At 39.9% G+C, this 18,572-nt stretch carries 13 protein-coding genes; 1 reads left to right on the top strand and 12 read right to left on the bottom strand.

Going from position 1 to position 18,572, the window contains the following annotated elements:
* Window positions 1-427 precede the first annotated feature (427 nt).
* Complete coding sequence (locus PN457_RS11340; RefSeq protein ID WP_271733420.1) at window positions 428-3,280, top strand: ATP-binding protein; 2,853 nt, start codon at window positions 428-430, stop codon at window positions 3,278-3,280.
* 9 nt (window positions 3,281-3,289) lie between these two features.
* Here PN457_RS11340 and PN457_RS11335 read toward each other — a convergent pair whose 3' ends face one another.
* The 12 genes from PN457_RS11335 to PN457_RS11280 form a co-directional block, all read right to left on the bottom strand.
* Window positions 3,290-5,446 (bottom strand): AAA family ATPase, encoded by a 2,157-nt coding sequence (locus PN457_RS11335; protein WP_271733419.1) that lies wholly within the window; start codon window positions 5,444-5,446, stop codon window positions 3,290-3,292.
* Between the two features lie 112 nt (window positions 5,447-5,558).
* Window positions 5,559-6,053, bottom strand: a complete 495-nt coding sequence (locus tag PN457_RS11330) for a PsbP-related protein (protein ID WP_271733418.1) — start codon at window positions 6,051-6,053, stop codon at window positions 5,559-5,561.
* Window positions 6,054-6,140: 87 nt separating this feature from the next.
* Window positions 6,141-7,982 carry an eCIS core domain-containing protein gene (locus PN457_RS11325; RefSeq protein ID WP_271733417.1) on the bottom strand — a complete coding sequence of 614 codons (1,842 nt, stop codon included), beginning with the start codon at window positions 7,980-7,982 and terminating at the stop codon, window positions 6,141-6,143.
* Between the two features lie 27 nt (window positions 7,983-8,009).
* Window positions 8,010-8,438 carry a hypothetical protein gene (locus PN457_RS11320; RefSeq protein WP_271733416.1) on the bottom strand — a complete coding sequence of 143 codons (429 nt, stop codon included), beginning with the start codon at window positions 8,436-8,438 and terminating at the stop codon, window positions 8,010-8,012.
* Between the two features lie 33 nt (window positions 8,439-8,471).
* Entirely contained in the window at window positions 8,472-10,361 is a 1,890-nt protein-coding gene (locus tag PN457_RS11315) for a phage tail protein (RefSeq protein WP_271733415.1), read from the bottom strand.
* Window positions 10,343-11,326, bottom strand: coding sequence for a baseplate J/gp47 family protein (locus PN457_RS11310; RefSeq protein ID WP_271733414.1), 984 nt, complete (start codon window positions 11,324-11,326; stop codon window positions 10,343-10,345). Before PN457_RS11310 ends, PN457_RS11315 begins: the two co-directional genes overlap by 19 nt.
* 3 nt (window positions 11,327-11,329) lie before the next feature.
* Window positions 11,330-14,908, bottom strand: a complete 3,579-nt coding sequence (locus tag PN457_RS11305) for a putative baseplate assembly protein (protein WP_271733413.1) — start codon at window positions 14,906-14,908, stop codon at window positions 11,330-11,332.
* 6 nt (window positions 14,909-14,914) lie between these two features.
* Window positions 14,915-15,301 (bottom strand): GPW/gp25 family protein, encoded by a 387-nt coding sequence (locus PN457_RS11300; RefSeq protein WP_271733411.1) that lies wholly within the window; start codon window positions 15,299-15,301, stop codon window positions 14,915-14,917.
* The gene (locus PN457_RS11295) at window positions 15,301-16,008 is read right to left on the bottom strand and encodes a phage baseplate assembly protein V (RefSeq protein WP_271733410.1); all 708 of its coding nucleotides are present in this window, start codon (window positions 16,006-16,008) and stop codon (window positions 15,301-15,303) included. The genes PN457_RS11300 and PN457_RS11295 overlap by 1 nt, the downstream gene beginning before the upstream one ends.
* Window positions 16,005-17,072, bottom strand: a complete 1,068-nt coding sequence (locus tag PN457_RS11290; RefSeq protein WP_271733409.1) for a phage late control D family protein — start codon at window positions 17,070-17,072, stop codon at window positions 16,005-16,007. The genes PN457_RS11295 and PN457_RS11290 overlap by 4 nt, the downstream gene beginning before the upstream one ends.
* An 11-nt stretch (window positions 17,073-17,083) precedes the next feature.
* Window positions 17,084-17,737, bottom strand: coding sequence for a CIS tube protein (locus tag PN457_RS11285; RefSeq protein WP_271733408.1), 654 nt, complete (start codon window positions 17,735-17,737; stop codon window positions 17,084-17,086).
* A partial coding sequence (locus tag PN457_RS11280; RefSeq protein WP_271733407.1) for a hypothetical protein occupies window positions 17,728-18,572 on the bottom strand: 845 nt, incomplete at its 5' end. The genes PN457_RS11285 and PN457_RS11280, both read right to left, overlap by 10 nt.

The raw sequence follows: 18,572 nt of genomic DNA, 5'->3' as shown, positions 1-18,572 counted from the left end.
ACAGATTCCGGTGGTTGAGCGTAGTCGAAACCACAATGAGCGTAGTCGAAACCACAATGAGCGTAGTCGAAACCACAATGAGGGTAGTCGAAACTGCGATCGCGCCTATTCCTTCGACTACGCTCAGGGAACAGATTCCGGTGGTTGAGCGTAGTCGAAACCACAATGAGCGTAGTCGAAACCACAATGAGCGTAGTCGAAACCACAATGAGGGTAGTCGAAACTGCGATCGCGCCTATTCCTTCGACTCCGCTCAGGGAACATTGAGAGGGGATGTTTTAAAGGTTATGATTAATGTATCAAATATTTATTGTCTGACCCCACCCTCACCCTCCCCTTGTAAAAGGAGGGAACTGGATTTGATTGTTTCCCCCGTTCCCTACTCTCCTGCTCCCCCTGAAAAACTTATAAAACAACTTCTAAAATTATGGCAAATATTAAACCTTGGTATAAAATCGATGGACTGACACCCCGGGAAGACCTACGGGAAGGTAAACCTTTAGATGCGGCGGAATTTGCCGTACATTTAGACCAGGTGAGGAATAAAACAGCACCTGATGATTATCAACAACCAGCCAGATTCTTTGACCGTACCTATTTAACTAAATATTTAACTGAATTTGCAGCCCAAGTTGTGCGGCGTTTATCTGGGGAAAAAACCCAAACTTCTGCTGTTTTCAACCTTTCAACCCAATTCGGTGGCGGTAAAACCCACGCCCTGACTTTATTATATCACCTGGGACTGGGTGGGGCTGATGCGGCACATTGGACGGGGGTAAAAAAGATATTACAAGTAGCGGGTGTACCCTCCGTTCCCCCAGCAGCAGTAGCTGTATTTGTGGGGACTGAATTTGATTCTATTAATGGACGTGGTGGACAGGATGGTACACCATTACGCAAAACACCATGGGGAGAAATTGCCTATCAGTTAGGTGGTGAGTCTGCACTAGCTATATTAGCAGAACACGAAAGGGAATTTATCGAACCCAAGGGGGATGTGATTAAACAATTTCTGCCTAAGAATCAACCTTGTTTGATTTTAATGGATGAAATTCTTAACTATGTTAGTACTTACCGTTGTAAAGGTTATCATAACAGCTTATACAATTTTATTCAATCATTGTCGGAAACTGCCAGAAGTTTAGATAATGTGGTCTTAGTGGTTTCTATTCCTGCTTCAGAAATGGAATACACCGCTGACGATGAGGGCGACCAACAAAGATTAAAGAAAATGCTGGATAGGGTGGGTAAACCTATCATGATGTCAGCAGCTGGGGAAACCTCGGAAATTATTAGAAGAAGATTGTTTGAGTGGGATGCTGGGGTTGTAAATACGGATGGTAGAGTTATCTTACCCAAGGATGCGGTGAATACTTGTAATGAATATGCTGATTGGGTATTAGACCACCGTCAACAATTACCTAACTGGTTTCCCGTAGATGCTCCGCGAGAGGCTTTTTATGCTACCTATCCTTTTCACCCTTGTGTATTGTCAGTATTTGAGCGTAAATGGCAAGTTTTACCCCGGTTCCAACGCACTCGGGGAATTTTAAGACTGTTAGCTTTGTGGGTATCTCATGCTTATCAAAAAGGATATCAAGGCGCACACCGTGACGCGTTAATTAGTTTAGGTACTGCTCCCCTGGATGACCTAAATTTCCGTACAGCACTGTTGGGACAATTAGGGGAAACTAGATTAGAAGGTGTTGTGACTACGGATATTTGCGGGAGGAAGGATTCCCATGGGGTGCGCTTGGATGCAGAAGCTGATCAGCAAATTAAAAAAGCACGACTACACCAGAAGGTAACAACGACGATATTTTTTGAGTCTAATGGTGGGATTGTACGCAGTGAGTCTACTATACCAGAAATTCGGTTAGCTGTGGCAGAACCATCTTTGGATATTGGTAATGTGGAAACTGTGCTGGAAACTCTGGCGACCAGTTGTTATTATCTGTCAATAGAAAAAAATAGGTATTCTTTTAGTCTCTCACCTAATTTAAATAAAATTCTCGCCGACCGTCGCGCTAATATTCAAGCTTCCCGAATTACTGAGAGGGTAAAAGCAGAAATTAAAAAGGTGTTTACCCCGGAATTGGGTATAGAGTTAGTGCAGTTTCCCGAAAGTTCCGCCGCGATCGCCAATAGTCCTATTCTACGTTTAGTTATATTAGCACCAGAATATTTTCGGCAAAATAGCCAAACCATGGAAATGGTGGAATCCATGACTAAGGAATGTGGAACATCCCATAGAACCTTTAAGAGTGGGATCATTTGGGCGATCGCGGATAGTGATGGGAAAATGCGAGAAGAGGCCAGAAAGATTCTCGCTTGGGAGGATATTCGGGAGGAGGAGACACAATTAGATGAAAATCAAACCCGTCAGTTACAGGAGAATCTCAAAAAATGCGAGGTGAATTTAAAAGAGTGTGTGTGGAATGCTTATAAGCACGTGGCTTTTTTAGATAAAAATAACCAAATCAAGTGCACTGATTTGGGACAGTTTAACTCTAGTCAAGGGGATAAACTAGTTAAGTTAATTATTAATAAGTTACGTCAAAGTGACCATGTGACTGATAGTATCACCCCCCGCTTTTTAGTCAAAAATTGGCCTCCAGCTTTCACAGAATGGAGTACGAAAGCTGTCCGGGATGCTTTTTTTGCTTCGCCACTATTTCCCCGATTGTTAAATAGTGATGCTGTCAAAGATGCGATCGCCCGTGGGGTTAAAAATGGGACTTTAGCCTATGTGGGTAAAACCAACAATGGTATTTACGACCCTTTCCACTATCAAACCAGCTTGAACCCTAGGGATGTGGAAATTTCCGAGGATATGTTTATTATTACCACAGAAACAGCCCAAGGTTATCAAGCAGCTTTAGCTGTGGCTGAAAACCCATCAACACCAACCCCGGAACCTACTACCAATACCCCAGTTAATACGACCAGTCTCACCAATACTGTGGCGGAGGCTCCTGTACCCTATGTAAGCAATAATACTTATTTACCCACGGATGAACCAGAAACAGTAGCCCCTGCACCAGTTGTTTTACCAAGATTATTAAAGTGGAGTGGTGAAGTCCCCAACGGGAAATATATGAGTTTTTATACTAAAGCAATTAGTAAATTTGCTGCTGATCCTAATTTGAAGTTGAGACTAAAAATAGAGTTTGTAGTCGAGGGAGAATTGACACCGGAAAAAATCCAAGAAACCCAAGTTGCACTAGCTGAGTTAGGTTTAGATCAACATATTGAAACTGATATGACTATGGGAGGGTGAACCGCTGTTTTACAAACCTTTGAGAATTTTACCCATTTTTTGATACTCACGACGGACTGCTTGGATTAAATGAGACATTTTAATTTCTTGGCTATCATCTGCGGCCAGAAATGCAGCAGCTAAAGCAATATTACGAATATTAGCCCCTGTGAGTTCAAAATTACGGGCGAGAAAATTTAAATCTAAATCATGACTACAGGGTAAGTTGGGGGGAAATATTTTTTCCCAAATCTGGTATCGTTGCTTTTCATTGGGAAAGGGGAAATCAATAATAAATCGCAGTCGTCGTACAAAAGCATCATCCATATTCATGCGCAGATTGGTTGTGAGAATGGTTATCCCCTCGTACTCTTCCATTTTCTGCAATAAATAACTGATTTCTAGGTTAGCATAACGATCATGGGCATCTTTGACTTCACTGCGTTTACCAAAGAGGGCATCTGCTTCATCAAATAAAAGAATAGCATTGGCATGGGTAGCAGCAGTAAAAATGTGATTGAGGTTCTTTTCTGTTTCCCCAATATATTTACTCACAATTTGGGAGAGGTCAATTTTATATAAATCAAGTTGTAATTCTTGGGCGATGATTTCCGCGGCCATGGTTTTACCTGTTCCTGGGGTTCCAGAAAACATGACATTTAACCCCCTACCTTGGGATAATTTACTGGTAAAGCCCCACTTTTCCCAGACTAAATGCTGATGCTTGACTTGATTACAAATTTCTCTTAATAAATTCTTTTGATTATCTGGTAATACAATATCTTCCCAAGTATACTTGGGTTGAATGTGACGGGCTAGACTGCCTAAATCTTGTCCTGATAGGCTTCTGACTGCTGTAAATAAATCACTTAATGTGATCGGTTGTTGTTGAGTAGATTTTCTGTCACCAAACCCTGATACTGTAGTTTTCCAGGTGACTTGATGAATTGCGGTGGCCACAGCATTGGCTATCTGTTCACAGGTGAGACGAAAGCGATCGCTTAAGCTATCCAATTCTAGCTCATCCAGGGTAATAGCTGCGGCTTGTAAGTAATTTTGCCAATAAAAACGACGCTGTTCAAAATTGGGGATGACAAAGGGAATGGTAATTACTGTTATGGCTGTATTTGCAGTATTTACCCCCGGTTTAATACCCCCAAGGATAGTAACTAGAGGATATGCTGTTAACTGCTGGATGAAGGTGTGATATAAAAGAGCATTTTCTTTAGTTTGCAAAACATCTAAATCTTCTATATACAGCAGAGCATTTTTAAACCAAGCTTCCCGGAATAATAATTTTATATTTGTTGCAAATTCCCCTTTGTTCTCCACAATCCGCCCCAATGCTGCGATTAATAAAGGTACTCCCAATGATTGGGCGATCGCCTCAGCGGTGTGACGTTTCCCTGATTTATCCTCACCTGGAAAATATAAATTGAGGGGTTTACCTGCTTGCCAATTAGCGGTGATGATAGCGAGTAGACCTTGCTTAAATTCTGGTTTTAAAGGTAAATTATCTAAATTAAATTTAGGGGTAATTAGTTGACAAAAGCCCACAAGTCTGCTATCAATTCCCTGTTCTCCTAATAATATTTGAATAACTTGGGCATCGAGTTTAAGATTATGGGCTAGTAGGGGAGGATCTGTTTGGTGAGATTCTGGGGAAAGGTGGAGTAAATCATGAGTAATTAGGGGCGCACTAGCACTAAAATGAACCCGGCGGGATAATTTCTCTATGGCTGAACTACACAGTAAATTCAGGGCTAAATCTACCGTGGGGCGTTTACAGCGGATATCATCTTGGAGATAGGCGTAAAGTCTTTCATAGCGGCGGTCTAGTTCTGGAGCCAGTGCGATCGCGATAATATTGATATCAAAATCTGATAAATTAAAATTATCCTGTAGCCAGGCTAACCCAGAATTTTCCTGAGTCCTATCAGTAAAAAATTCTTTAACCGCAGATTCTTTAATTGTCAATATTGGTATTCCCGGTTCTCTGTCCAGCAACCTTTGAACTTGTGCGTCATTGATTTGTATTCCGTGATATGGGTTATTAGCCGCTTCTGAACCATAAGCCAATTCCGCGGATGCTATAGCATTTTCTAGCAGTTGATCCAATTTTTCTAGAAGCAGCAATAGTTGATTATAGTTCCCAATATGTCCGGGTAATGTACTTTCAATCAACATGAGAGTATTTAAAAATTGCAAAATATTAATAGCATTTTCATAAAATAATGTATGGAGAATGAAGAGGAAATTATTCCCCATACATTATGATAGTCAAGGGAATTATTGAACTTTACCTGGTAATTTTTGTTGATTGCAGAATTGCATTAAATATTGGTAAATATTTTTCTGCTAATGGTTTTAAAGTGGCCGCATTGATGAGGTAAAAACTAGAATCATTTAATTTAATTAAAGATTGTAGTTGGGAGAGCCGCAACCCGGTATTTTCTTCCGTCCACTCGTAGTGTCTCACATAGGCAGGGTGATCTGCTATGGGAAAATTTTCTTCGCTGATGAGTTGAAAGTCATTATAATCCTGTGCCATCTCCTCTAGAGATTCTTTAATCAATGTTTCAAACCAACCAGGATTATTGTTATCAGGTTCTCCTAGTCTGTAACTCATTGTAGAACGATACTCATCGAAATAATCTTCAAAACCCGTTTCTGGTTCGCCAAAGATTCTAAATTGCAATTCACTAATGATTTCTCCACTCCAGTTTTCTGGTACGGAAATAGATATTCCTATTTCCTCATTTAAATAAGTTACCATTGGGGGTAATTCTGTCATATTTTCCTGCTTTTTCTGATAAACATTTTTGGTTAATCAAACTAAGAAGGGGGATAATTTTGAGCCATTTCCCCCTTTAAAAGGAAACTAAGATTCAGATTCGCTATTTTTTTCAGATTGATAGATAGATTTACCTATCTTGTATATTTTTTTACCTTTCTCATACACCTTGTTAGCGACTCTCTGTCCTCTGGCTGAAAGACGGGCGAATATTTTCTTCTTGACCTTATCTTTAACCTTGCTAGCAATAGCCTTACCAATTCCTTTGACATCGACTTCGATATCACCATCGACACCACCACCAATACCCAGAGTTGTGCTTAAACCACCGCTTAACTTGAGCTTACCGTCCTTAAATTCAAAAGTACCCTCTACCTTAGCGCCGATACCTGCTTGGGCCTCTACCTCACCGGAAAGTTTAACTAAAACTTTACCTTTGTATGAAAGGGACTTACTACCTTTAGCAGAAGCTCTAGCTCCAGCAAAGGCTTCCAGCTTAACTGATGAACTTATTCCTTTTTTGGAAATGCTCAAATTGCCATCAGCTTTTGCTTCAGCACCTGCAAAAGCTTCACCTGATAACTCAGCAGCTACTTTTAAATTACCGATTTCACCACTTAACTCTATTTCTATATTGCCTTCAACCCCTGCTTTAGCTTCAGCTTCACCAGATAGTTCTAAACCTATCAAAGCTCCCAGTTTGGCCTCACCTTTGGCTGCGCCCTTAATACCCATAAAGGTACTGAGCTTGGCTTTAAAATCTCCCTTGAATTGACCAATTATTGCTTGATGCTCTGTAGAGAGTTCAGCACTTAGTCCGATGCTGCTAGATACTTGAGCGATCGCCGAGAAGCCATTGACGATATCCATGACTACTTTAAATTCGGCTTCATTTTGTATTCCTATACTTTTTTTCAGAGAAGTTTCGGAACTATAATTGAGTATATCTGATTCTATTTTAGTTTTCTTAGTAGATTCACCAAAAAAACCTATTTGCTGCATGACTTTTACAGCTTTTTCGATTTGTTCTGGAGAGGCTTTATTAATTTTTTCAATTTCTTTTTCTATCCCTTTAGTAATTTTTTCCTCTCTTTCTGTGGTCTTTGTTGTGCCGTTTCTTTCTGAAATTACCTTACTTTTATCTTCCGTATTTTTTTTCTGAATTACACCCTGTCTTTGCACTAATCCATTATTTTGCTGTACGACGTGGGTTAATTCATGGGCAATTAATTCCTGTCCCTGCTGACTACTAGGTTGATATTCTCCCTGGCGAAAGAAGATATCTTTACCTGTGGTAAATGCTTTAGCTTGTAGAGATTGACTAAAATGATGGGCTTGACTGTCTTTGTGAACACGAACTTGCCTAAAGTCAGCATTAAATGCTTGTTCTAAAGGTTGCTGTAAATTTTGAGGCAGGGATTCTCCTTTCCCTCTTGCTTTTTGGATAGATGCTTCTACATCAGACTGTACCATTGTCTGTGTGGGATGAGGTACAGACTTGCGCATTAATTTTTGGCTGGGAATAGCCTTAATTTCTGGGTTAGGTAATGGCTGGGAAACAGGCTGATTTATCTGCTTAACGACTTGTGCCGCCACTTGATCAGCTTCTTGTTCATATTTATCCCCGGCTTGATGAATTCTTAGTTTTGTCTGTACCACATTACCCTGTCTATGACTTGTCAATTCATGGGACAAACCACGAAATAAAGGGCGACGTTGAATTAATGAGTTATCTGGTGGTTGATGCGGCGAACTTGGGGAGGAAATCAGCCGCCCTAGGGCTCTGTTACCAAACATCTCTTGTAGTTCTTCTGCTGGATGGATATCGCGGTTATTGTGAGATGGGCTTGGTTGTTGGGCTGTGGGTTTGGTCTTTTTGGTTTGGCTTTGTCGCAAAGTACCCATAATATTAGCCTCTACTTTTTTCATGACTGGTGTGGATGTGAATATTAACTTTTATGTTCCTTTGACACGAAAGTTAGTAGTGATAAAACTCCCAGTCCCAGAATATTGGGGTGTGGGGTCCGGAACAGGTCCGCCGGGTGTGGGTTGCTGTGCGGGAACAACAACTTGAAATTTAGCTTTAAATGTACTTCCTTTGAGTAAAACGGGTTTGCTGTTACATTTGGTTCTCAGGGCTTTTTGATTGGGGGCGAGGGAGTCTATGGAAAGGATTCCTACGCCGGGAATGGGATGTGAGGGGGTCATATAGGGACAACCGGGAACGATGACGCTTTTTTCATCCCCATCAACACACACCATTTTTTTGTTAATCATGTTTTTACTCGACCCCACTATATTACCAGGAATTACGGTGACAATTGCTTGTCCAAATGGGGGGTTAAACATGGCGATGTCGCCTGTGGTTAAAATATAGTCTGACATAATAATTGGGATAAAAAAATTAATTAATGTTCATCAATCTACCCAAGCTTCTTCTTTAATTGTGGCATCCTTGAGCATTTGGGGGGTAACTCTACCAATGATGGTGTTACCTTGTACTCGTCCGTTATTGTTTAACCGACAAATTTCCAGTACATTCACCCTGGGACTCAAATTAAACTCTTGTTCTACAATGACTTGAGAAACCGGTTGTTGATTGAGATTAAAGTTGATTTTGATGGTGATTTTACCTGACACTGGACAGTCATTAACGTTAGATAAGACGACATAAAACCCTTTGGGATTCTCCAAAAAACGCTGATAGCTAACTTGGTGTGTCCCCCGTATTCCTTGGGCGGAAAATTCTAAGTTAGGCATTAAGGGTCTAAAGGTGGAAGTACAAGATTGAATTCTTAATGTTAAAAGTCTGGCTATTTTTTCTCCTGCGGTTTCTGCTACTCCTGTAAGTTCGACAATTGTTTCTATTTCTATTTTCTTTTTGGCTGGAGAATCAAATAATTTAAAGCGGTAAATTCTTTCTAACCATTGGGAGTTAGGAACCAGTCGCATGGTTGCGCCGATTTTAGTCCCGATCAATGTATTACCAATTTTGTTTTCTTGATGGCGACGGTAAATTTTTAATTGGGTCTGTTCAGCGTTTGTGGGAATTTGCAAGGATGCACCCACTTGGTTACCTAAGCGAGTATTACCTTCCATGCTGTGCCATAATGGTCTGGGTTTGTAAATTCTTAGCCTGGCATCATGGACTAAACGCATGGTTTCACCGACTCTCGCACCCAGGCGAGTATTACCATCTATCGGTGTGATTTGGGGCTGATGAATGTTTAAGGGGGGTTCTGGACAAAGATGTAAGGTTTGTTCTGGTTCGGAGTCCAGGCGAGTATTTCCCGGCATTAATTCTAATTGATTCAGGGGGCGATAAATTCTTAAGTTAGGTTCTAAGTCAAAGGGTAGGGAATCAAAGATAATGTGGGAATATTGTTGCCGGTTGAGATGAAAGTTAACTTGAACGGTAATTTTACCTGTGAGTTGTTCACTGCTTAAATTAGATAGGGCAATAAAAAAACCATCAGGATTGCCAATAAATTGCTGATAAAATACAGTTTGTCTGACATCAGGCCCCATCTGGCTGCCATTGGGTTCTAGGGGTAAGTTTTTTCCCTGAATACGAATTAATATTTCTTTTTCTAGGGGATGTTCTGGCGGGTAATTATCGAGTTGAATCCTGGCCTGAATTTGAAATTTTTGTTCTGGGGGTGCATCAAATAAAATAAAGGGGTAACAACCTCCCCATGCTTGGGTAATTTGCATGGTGAGTGTTAAGATTCTTAAAGCATAATAAGTATGGGCGGGTTTTTCTTGGTCAATAATTCCTTTAGAAATACGGAATTCTCGCCAATATCTCTCTGGGTCAATAACTTGATTGCTGGGTAAGGCCAGTTGAACTTGAAAATAATGGGGTTTGTTGTCAAATTCAAATATAGAAATTGTCCGTTGGGGATAAGTCAAACCGAAACTTTCTAAATAAATTTGCAGCATATTTTTCATGCCGCTAACTGTTCCCCGAAATTTGTACAGGGGAACTATCTTACTAATAAATTGGCGTTTGGTTTTCTCATCCCAATCATCCCGCAAACTTAAAGCTACCCATCCGGCTAACCAGGGTAAAAATTCCGCTGGGGTTTGTTGGGGGTCAAAATAGGTGTGAATTTGATCAATCAGGGTTTCTAAACCCCAGGGGGAGGCTGTATTTTTGTCAACAATTTGGGGTGTAAAATCTGTTTCTTCCTCATTAAATCCACTGAGAATATTTTCAAAGGCGAGTAAAAATCTACCTAAAAAGGGATCTGTTTCCAGATAAGCTGGTAGATATTCTAAATAACTACTTAGTCGTTCTTTTTCCATTTGTCTCCTAAACGTTGCATTGTGGTAATTTCACCAATCTCTAGTGTGACTAATTCATTTTCTTGTAAGGAAATGGCGGTGAGTTGATTTTGGGCGTTGATTTGCTGTCGATGTGGTTCAAATTCGCTGATGTGAATTTGTTCTACATAATCAACTCCTGGTAAATGATCAAATAATTCATAAAGTTCAGAAACATAAATATCTCTGCCAAAGGGATAACCTTGATTTTGCCAATATTCTGGACTGGGGAAAGGATTAAAGAAACCTGTGAGTCGGCGTTTGGCTTCTGTTTGCACTGCCTGATATGAGGCACTATCATGTAAATATAAGGTGACCGCAACTTTAATGTTGACATAGTTGGGTTCGACTATGTGCAGACGGGTGCTAATTAGTCTTCTTTGATCAAGAAATTTTTTAATTGTTTTTTTAATAATTTCTGTGTCTGGAGTCTGGATTTTGGGTAAGACGACTAAGGTAATATGTGCTTCTACTAGCTGGTTAATGTCTGCATTTTCCAAGTCTCTTTCTGGTAAACAATTTACCCGCGCCATGATCGCAGCTTCTCCCCAGCATGCGGCTGTTTTGGTTTGCAACCAGTCAAATAAGATGATTTGCTCAAAGTCTGTGGCGGTGACGGCTCGGTAACGTTGCCGTATTTGTACTAGTGTTTTCTGAATTTCTGCTTGTAAAATGGCATTCTGTTGACTGGTTGATTTTGCTGCTTGTAATTTGTAAGGTTCTCCTTGAAGTAGTGTTAAAAAGGCGGATTGGTTGCGATTGGTAATTTGATTGGTGCGATATAACACCATTTCTGTTAACCAGGCGAATAATTCAATCAGGATAATTCCTGTATCTGAGGGGTTGTGATCTGTCCATTCGGGGGCTTCACTGGGAATGAGGCCAATGGCTTCTTGTACTAGGTCGGTATAGGTGCGATCGTCCAGGTTGGGTAAGGGTAATGTCATGGTTTAAGTGTCTCCTGGTAGTTTTAAGGTGACGATATGTTGACCTGAGTAAATCATGGTCTGGATATCGATGACTGCATCGACAGGTTGAATATCTAGGGCGCGGACATACTTAACTCCTGGTACTTTTTCCAGGACAGCATAAAGGTCAGAATGATGAGGTTTACGGCCAAAACTCCATCCCTTTCCCTGATCTCCCCCTGTGAGGGGATGTAAAAAACTATGTATGCGATCGATTACAGCTAGTTTGACCGCATCAGCATTTTCTACAGCCACGGGGACAATTTCCGTAATTACTCTGATTTCTTGCCATTTGGGTCCTGAGACTAGTAGGGTAATTGTGGGGACAAATCGGGCTTGTAAATAATTCCGCACGCGATTGAGTAATGCTAGTGTGGGGGTGGGTTGGCGTTCTTCACCATAGGGAACGATAATGACTAAGACCCGACCAGCGCGAATTTCGTGATTGAAAACTTTGATGTGATTTTCTTGTAAAGCTGCCTTAGATGTACCATCAGGTTCTAGCCAGAGTTCTTCTAGCAAGGGATTATAATCAGGAAACATCATTTCTGGGGTGATAATTTTTACCCTAGCTATATCTATAGATGCTTCATAAACTAGGTCTTCAAAATCCTGGGCGGTGACGGCGCGGTTACGGTGGCGCAGTCGTTTAGGCGATCGCTCTTTGAGTTTGTCTAAAGATTCTTGCTCGTTTCCTCCTGTAGCAGCCTCCCAATTAATTACACTGTCTATATAGGGAATAGTGGTTTTGAGTTCAGCGATGGTTTGGGGGGCGCGATTGCCTTGAATACCGCCTCCAGTACAGTATTTACTTAACCTAATATTGTTACGTCCTCGTGGGGGAATCATCCCCGCTTGTCCATCACCAAAGTAAATTTTCCCGGTTTGGCGGTCAAGAACATAATGACGGTCTTTAGGGCTAGAACTATAAAAATCTGGTACTTCTTCCCAAGGTATCCACACTTCTACTAACCGCCCGGTTTCATCTATCACAGGTACAATATTTCCTGATGCTTGTGCAATAAGGCGTTCGTCATCAGGTGGGATTCTCCCTTCTTGAATTTCTAATTTTTGTCCCAGGAGAATGGGGGAATGGGTGGTAGTAAATACTTGTTTGGGTTCGTTATTACTAGAACCTAAAATCTCATTTTCTAAGGTAATAGTTTGACTTGCCCAAACAGTATTAGTGCGGACAGAACGCAGCCGGGGAGGTACGGTAAAATCGGCAGAAATGGCTAGTTGTTGAAAAAGGTAGCGCATTAATCCGTATAGTCTTAACCGTTGAAATCCTAATGCCCAATTAAAGATATATATCAAGCTAAAGGGCAGATTTTCCCAATTATTTGGCTGTTTCCGAGCGCGTAACCAATACAGTGGTTTACCAAAGTAAGGTAAGGGAATAAAGTCTGTAGGTCCGATAAATTGAATTAAACCTTTTTGGACAAAGGCTTGGGTTTCATCCTGGACAATTAAGGATTCCCATCCCCTAGGGCTAGGATACTCCCAAGCAATTCTGTGTAAATTAATGTCAGTTGTCCCCCGGTTGGCGTTGGGTAAAACTTCTTCTTGTCTTGGGGGTTCGATTTGCAAGTAAAGTGTGTTGGGACGATGGGGAAATGGTTGATTAAATCCCAAATACAAAGCAGAGTCACGGTTAAGTCGGGGTGTTAAGGGATGAAAACAACGGATGACTCTACCCGCACGTTGATGATGATAATTGAGGGGTTTGGTGAAAATAACTAAGTTGCGATCGCCATCAATGAGTTCAATTTGCTGTTTTTCTGGGTGATTATCATCAAATTTAAGGAACTCACCGATTTTAAAGGGGCTGACATCATCCAGATGTATGATAGTTTCCCCTGGTTGAGCAGCTTGAGATAATCTCACTAATACAGGAGTGCCTTCACAATAGATAAAATCATTGTAGGCATAATAAAAGGCAGGTTTTTCTAAAGCAACTGTATAAGTAATGCTTACCGATTCCACTACAGGGGGATCAAAGGTATCAGGAGTATTTTCCGCCATGGTAAATTTACTTAAAACCCGACTACCAGCTGTGTAAGCATTCCGGGTGGTGTTCTCTAAAATTAGCTTTCTTTGTGCTTCTACTTTGCCAATAATTTTAATTTCTTCTTGGAGAATTTCACCCCCAGAAGTTTGCAGGCGGATAATATTGTCAATGTCTAATTCATCGACACTATCAACGTATATTTCTGATTGTCCAGAGCTGATATTTTGAGCAACTAGGGTAACATCATTATAGACAACATATTTTCTTTCTCTGCCTTTTCTGCCATAAATACCGTTAGTAATTCTGGCACGAATCCAATAATAATTTTCTTCCTGATTCTCAGCTAATTCTGGTAAATTTTGGGGAAATTGAAAGGTAGTTGATGTACTATTTTCTATAAACTTAATGGGTGATGAGTTATTATCCCATCTAAATTGATTTTCATTAGTTGTTGTTTCAATAATTTGCCATTCTTGCCGGTTACCTATTTCCCAAATAATTTCCAAGTCTTGGGTATAAGTCGGTTGATGACTCAATTTAGCATCAATGATGATAGCGACTCCGGGTTTAATATATTCATTATCGAGAGGAATAGAAAAAGTATCGTTACGCAGGGGTGTAGTCCCAAAGGGGTAAAATTCTTTGCTTAAATCTAGGGAAGAGGTGTTAAATAAACAGAGTTTGGGGGTTTGGGTATGATTAATATTAACACTGAAATTAATTTGGGTGATTTCGGGTAAATTTTGCCGGTTGTGTGGTATCAAAGCGACTTTTAACCATTTTGCTTTCTGCCCGTTGATTTCCACAGGCATTAATTTGGGTAAATGTGTTAAAGTAATAATTAATTGTGCTGCATCTGCTTGGGTTTGTACATTGCTTAATGTTTGCCATTGTTTTGCATCCCAATAAAACCATATATCGAGTAATGCTTGCAGTTTAATGGCACTGTTTGGGCTATCAGTATGTATGGTGATAGTAGCAGTTGTTAATTCGGGAATCTGAAAAATTTCTTCACAATTGATATATAAATAATGCTCAACTGGTTGATGACCAGTAAAGGCTAAAAATGGTTGATTTTGGTGAGCGATAGCAGGAATGGTGTGTTGAGTGCGATCGCTGTAATAATCCCGGTCTTCTATGACAAACATTGCTTGTAATTTCGTCCCGGTAACTAACAAATCTTGTTCGGTTTCAAAGATAACCTCTTGTTTCTCGTTTTCTACAGGCGGTGCTGAGATTTGGGTATGGGCGGGAACAAGGGAATCTACAGGACTACGGCCTGCTAAACTAAAAGTGAGGGGGACTCTAGCGGGTTGGGGTGGGGTTTGTTGAGTCCCAATTAAGTTGAGAAATGCTAGTAAGTTGCGGTCGGGAACGCGATTGAGGCGATCGCTGACTACTGTAGCCATGCGGCTGAAAATCCGCGTTAGTGCTGAACCCGCATCTGATTTGTTAAAATCTTTACCTGTATATTTATTAACTAAAGCTTGGGTTTGTGCAACCAAATCTTCATAGCTGCGTTGGTCAATTTTAGGTGGAGGAATAGACATAATTCGCTACTGTAAATAGAAAGGATAAACTAAATTAAAGGCATTATTAGTGGTGCGAACTTGATAATTAATGGAAATGTGCAGCACATTAGGTTGAGAGGGATGGGAAAGCAAATCAATATTTAAAATATCTATGCGCGGTTCCCACTCCACTAGAGCCGAACGTACATCACTAATGATTTCGCCGACTGTACCGGCGCTATTGGGTGCAAAAACGCGATCATGAATTCGACAGCCAAAATTAGGACGCATGACACGTTCACCCCTGACGGTACTCAAAATTGCCCAAATTGACTGACGTACACAATCTTCGTACTTTGCCATTACCAGTTTTTTGTGATCATCAAACTGTACAGGATAGGTCCAACCTACCCCTAAAAAATCAATATCCATTACATCACCTCCAAGGCCCCGTTATTAACCTTGACTCCCGCAGCACAGGTAATTTCTAAGCCTGACTTAGCTGCAAATTCCGCTTTAGATTTAGCTTCAATGCTGCAATTTGAACCCGCTTCTATTTTACATTCTTGTTGAGTCTTAATTTCCAGATTCTTACATTCAATGGCAATATCTTTGTCTGTACTTTTGATAGTAATTTTTCCCTTAGCTTCAATATTGATGTCTTCTTCTATTTGAACACTGAGGGAATTTTTCTCACAATCAATGGTAATTATGTTTTTACCACTTTTATCCTCAATAATAATTTTCTCTTTATCTTCCGTATCATCTAAAACAATTTTATGACCACTGCGGGATTTAATCATGCGGATATTATTTTCCCCATCATCATTTTCTAAAGGTGGTTTATCCTTACCATTCCATAAACTGCCTAAAATATAAGGAAAGGCAATATCACCATGTTCAAAAGCCACTAAAACTTCATCATCAACTTCAGGTAAAAAGTAAAATCCCCTATCTTCTCCCGCCATGGGAGTCATAACCCTAGCCCAAGCGCTTTCATCTTCATCTGATAACCAGGGGAACTTGACCTTAATTCGCCCTACTCCATCGGGGTCTTTAATATTAGTAACCACGCCAATAGTGACACCATAAAAGCGAACATTGGGGTCATCTGGTAATAACAAATCTATTCCCATCATGATGCGGTTCTCCTGGCAGTAAATAAAGTACTATAACCCTGGGATTCCGAGTAATTATGTTCGGTTGATGTCACATAATACATTCCACTAAATCGCTTTCCCACTCCAGTTACTTCGATAACTTTGGCAATTCTCAAAGTAGGAATTCCCGGACAAGTTCCTTCAGCGTTTATATAGGCGATCGCCATATCTTTAAACTGTCCTAAAGCTATTTGATCAGCTTCTTCCTTGCTAGCTACTGGTTGAATAACTACAGTAGAAACAGATTTACCAAAGCTTTCTACCGCCTTTGGTCCAGTAGTTTTACCCCCCATTTTACTTCCTTCTTTACCTGCAGCAGCTTTACCTATAACTTCTTTTTTATCTTCCGGTATCCATCCCTTTACTTCCACCTCTTCCACCTGAGACATCGTACTTAACCGGGGTAAAAATTCCCGTAAATTTTCTTCAAACTTTAAAGTTACAACCTTTTGACCATCGTTTTGTGGAGGTTGAAAATATAATGTTTTCTTATCAATAACTACTTCATAGCCAATGCGTTCTGCACGACTTTGGAGAAAATCCCAATCAGTTTGATTATGCTGCAAAACATACTCATGTTTCACATCAGTATCCTTAACTTTTGGTGATAGTCCCCTAGCTCTAGCGATTTGACTAGCAATATCACTATCTTTCATTTTCGCATAGGATTTTGTTTTAGTCCCTCGTAACAAACGGTGACGCATATCATGTCCCCTTACTACTAAGATCGGCGCAGAACTTTGGAGAAACTCAGGTTCTAATCCCGTAATTTCTCCCACAATTACCGTTCTTAATTGATTCTCATAACCCATTTGAATTTCTACTTCATTACCAATTTCAAATAAATCATCATCAATCCAAGTTAATTTACCCTTAGCTAAATCCCAACTAGCAAATTCCAAGGTAAACATACTTGGTGCTTCTATATCTTCATATACTTTCGCTGAAATTAAATCAGCACTCGCTTGAGCAGAAAGCTTCTGTCCTTTAATTAAAACTTTAATATTAGGAGAAAGAGTTTTTGCACCACCATAATCAGACATATTTCCCTCCTTTAAGTGTAACTTTCAATTCGCAAAGGTGGAATCGTCAAAACTAACCCCGGTGGTATTTTACGGGGATTATCTAGCTGGTTTTCCGCTGCAATTATTCGCCATAAATTAGGATCTCCATATTCTTCATGAGCAATACTGCTGAGGGTTTCTCCTCTTTTAACAATACGAACCGGGTCATCAATTAAATTCTCTTCCTTCTGTTGTTTTTCTGGTTCCGTCCACTCTCTAAACACACAATTCAAAGTAGCGCGCACCGGTGTACCATCTTCCAAAAACTGGGTTAGAGTTTTCGTCACACTTTCTAAAACACCATCGGGTAATAAAACGCTATCTTTTCCCCCAATAGTTCCCCAAGTTAGCTTACATCGAGGTGGTCTTTTCTCGCTTGTCCCAATTCTGGGACGAGTTAAATTAAAAACTTTTTTGGTGTATTGTTGGACATTTTCCGGAGGAGAACCTGTGAGAGTGGTATCAAAGAATAACTCTATGGTTAATGTTGCTAAATCCTTAGAAGGAATTAGACCTTTTTCGCCAATTGTCCAACCAGTTTTATTAATTTGTACTTGGTTAGGATTAAACAAAACTTCGATTTCATCGGCGAAATCTCCCTCACTACTTTTTTCGGCTTTAATTTTTAACTTTTCTAGCGCCATTTCCTTTTCCCTCTCCGTTCACTTTCTATAACTAGTCTGCGCATGATTCTACGTTCTACTTTTTCTACTAAATCATCAACATTAATCTGAGGTGGTATACTTACTCCTTCTAGTGATGTTTTTTGACTTTGGTTAATTGGAGGAGGATGTGAATTAACAGAAGAATAGGATATATTTGTTGTTTCGTTTACCGGAATAATATTGCTGATATGATTTGGTGACTGATGGGATGATGTGCTATGATTATCTTTTGAAATCAAATTTTTCTGGTGAGCTATTTGTTCACTATTTAAGTTATTTACCTTTTCTTTAGCAATAGGATAATTAGACCATATTAATGGTTCTAATTCAGGTAAATATGACTCAGAATTAACTTTTACTATTGGTAAATCAAGTTTATCATTAACACTAGTAGTTTGGTGACTATCTTCTGCATTTTCAGCCACAACTGAAGGTTTTTTTGTCTGTAACTGCTCGAATAATAAAATTTGTTCATTATCAGCTGATTTTGGCTTTTTAGCTCTCGAATAAACTACTAATGTATTTCTTAATTTTGGCTGAATTGGCGTGTTTAAATTTGATGTATAATTTTGAATATTAATAGTAGAGTTTAAGCTGTCAATAACCGGAGAAATAGTATTATTTTTTTTCACTAAATCGATTAAAGGGTCCGTAAATTTTGACGGGGATAGTTGATTAACTAGAGGGATGTCTTGTGAGGATTGATTTGGGAAAGATTTTTCAGCGGAAACTACTGGTAAGCTGACACTGGGTGATGATGTAGTTTCTCCAATGGGAGAGTTGGGATTAACTACATTAACTAGAGGGATGTCTT

Source organism: Anabaenopsis arnoldii, assembly GCF_028331025.1.
In the GTDB taxonomy this organism is placed as follows: Bacteria; Cyanobacteriota; Cyanobacteriia; order Cyanobacteriales; family Nostocaceae; genus Anabaenopsis; species Anabaenopsis arnoldii.
Note: the sequence above shows the minus strand (reverse complement) of the source record. Positions and strands in the feature narration are given on the sequence as shown.

Coding starts and splice junctions, on each gene's coding strand:
- PN457_RS11340 (WP_271733420.1), top strand. CDS start 428: ATGGCAAATATTAAACCTTGGTATAAAATCGATGGACTGACACCCCGG.
- PN457_RS11335 (WP_271733419.1), bottom strand. CDS start 5,446: ATGTTGATTGAAAGTACATTACCCGGACATATTGGGAACTATAATCAA.
- PN457_RS11330 (WP_271733418.1), bottom strand. CDS start 6,053: ATGACAGAATTACCCCCAATGGTAACTTATTTAAATGAGGAAATAGGA.
- PN457_RS11325 (WP_271733417.1), bottom strand. CDS start 7,982: ATGAAAAAAGTAGAGGCTAATATTATGGGTACTTTGCGACAAAGCCAA.
- PN457_RS11320 (WP_271733416.1), bottom strand. CDS start 8,438: ATGTCAGACTATATTTTAACCACAGGCGACATCGCCATGTTTAACCCC.
- PN457_RS11315 (WP_271733415.1), bottom strand. CDS start 10,361: ATGGAAAAAGAACGACTAAGTAGTTATTTAGAATATCTACCAGCTTAT.
- PN457_RS11310 (WP_271733414.1), bottom strand. CDS start 11,326: ATGACATTACCCTTACCCAACCTGGACGATCGCACCTATACCGACCTA.
- PN457_RS11305 (WP_271733413.1), bottom strand. CDS start 14,908: ATGTCTATTCCTCCACCTAAAATTGACCAACGCAGCTATGAAGATTTG.
- PN457_RS11300 (WP_271733411.1), bottom strand. CDS start 15,301: ATGGATATTGATTTTTTAGGGGTAGGTTGGACCTATCCTGTACAGTTT.
- PN457_RS11295 (WP_271733410.1), bottom strand. CDS start 16,008: ATGATGGGAATAGATTTGTTATTACCAGATGACCCCAATGTTCGCTTT.
- PN457_RS11290 (WP_271733409.1), bottom strand. CDS start 17,072: ATGTCTGATTATGGTGGTGCAAAAACTCTTTCTCCTAATATTAAAGTT.
- PN457_RS11285 (WP_271733408.1), bottom strand. CDS start 17,737: ATGGCGCTAGAAAAGTTAAAAATTAAAGCCGAAAAAAGTAGTGAGGGA.